Genomic DNA, 1,703 nt, shown 5'->3' on the forward strand with positions numbered 1-1,703 from the left:
CATCATTTTTTGTTCTCTTTGCGTTATTTGTTTAAAGTATTTCCTTAAGTTATGGGCTAAAGCCACTAATCCGAACTCTACTTTGACCTTGTCCTTGGAGCGTAATCTGAACCGCTTGAATCCGTGGTTGTATTTGATGTCGCCGAATACCGCCTCAGGCTCAATCGGACGTCTGCCGCGATGCATGAGACCTTTCTCGCTCATCAGCAGCTCCCGCGCTTTATTCCGGTACGCGTTGTTCTTATGATTGATTTGTATCGTGCGGCGGTCGGCTTTGCCTTTATAGCACATTCCGCGTAACGGACAGCCTTTACAGTTTTGCGCTCTATAAAAAGATATCGTCGAGATATAACCTAAGTCAGAGGAGGTTTCGGCAGTGCCGCAAAACGTAAGATGCTGACCCATCGGACATACGTAATAGTCTTTAGCGGCGTTATAAAACATATTGGCAGGCAGGAAAGAGTTGTTTTTAAACGCTCTTTTCATTTCTTTATGGAACATGTTGAACTTCACGTACGGGGTAAGTCCCTGTTCAAACATGAACTCATAGTTCTGCTCGCTGCCGTATCCGGAATCAGCCACGATTTCCGTGCCGTAACTGCCGTATTTGGCATAAAAAGAATTTAAAAAAGGAATTAAAGTTCCGGTATCGGTGGGACGCCAATAAATGTCATAGTTGGTGATATATTGGTTCTCGGTGGCGATTTGCACGTTATAGCCCGGTTTGGTCTGACCGTTGCGCATCGCGTCTTCCTTCATCCGCATGAAGGTGGCGTCGGTATCGGTTTTGCTGTAGCTGTTGCGTTTACCCATTATCTTAAGCTGTTCTTCATAACGCTTAAGCCGCGGAGCGTCTTCATTCACTACCTTGTTTAAGGATTTTACAGTTTTTTTTTCAGCCGTCTGTTCTTTCTCAAGCTTCTCCAGCATATTGGCGGCTTTTTCCTTAAACTCCTCCGCCGTCATTTCCTTTGGCGCGTTTTCATCGTTTTCCCGCTTCAATACTTCATTGGCTTGCTTGAGCACCCCGTGTACTTTGGTAATCAGCTTTTCCTTATTCTTCTCGATGCTTCCTCGCCAGACGAAGGTATATTTGTTGGCCGCCGACTCGATTTTGGTCCCGTCAATATACTGTACCTCAAGTGAAATTAATCCTTCTTCCTGCAACAGCTTTACCACTCTGACGAATATCTTTTCAAAGACTCCGTTCTTCAGCCTTTTACTGCGAAACAAATTGATGGTTCTGAAATCCGGTCGGGACATCCCTGCCAGCCACATAAAGTTGATGTTCTCAGTGATGACTTTCTCCAATTGACGTCCGGAATAAATATTGCACAAATAACCGTATACAATAACTTTAAGCAGCATGCGCGGATTGTAACTGCTCGCTCCGCCTCCGACATAGGTGGATTTAAGCTCGCTGATATCAATCTTGTCTAAAACGGCGTTAACCAATCTCACCGGATGAGTGGCGGGAATTAATTCGCTTAAAGAAGGAGGGAGAAGCAAAGTCTCATACTGGGGATAAGGTTTGAAGGTAACTTTAGCCATAGATAAGCTCCGGAATAAGCTTTACGGAACATGTTTAAATTATAGCATAAAACGGGTTAAAAGTTAAAATAACATATTGAAAACAAAGAAAATAATGTAAAAATTAAGAGCTTTTTTCAGGTAAAAAAGAAGGTGACTTTTTAGTCACCCTC

At 43.4% G+C, this 1,703-nt stretch carries 1 protein-coding gene; it reads right to left on the minus strand.

All coding sequences use genetic code 11. From position 1 onward, the window contains the following. A partial coding sequence (locus QZ019_RS09770; protein WP_295484637.1) for an IS1182 family transposase occupies nucleotides 1-1,551 on the minus strand: 1,551 nt, incomplete at its 3' end. Nucleotides 1,552-1,703: the final 152 nt, after the last annotated feature.

Origin of the sequence: uncultured Succinatimonas sp., from assembly GCF_905203285.1 — a bacterium.
Taxonomy (GTDB): domain Bacteria; phylum Pseudomonadota; class Gammaproteobacteria; order Enterobacterales; family Succinivibrionaceae; genus Succinatimonas.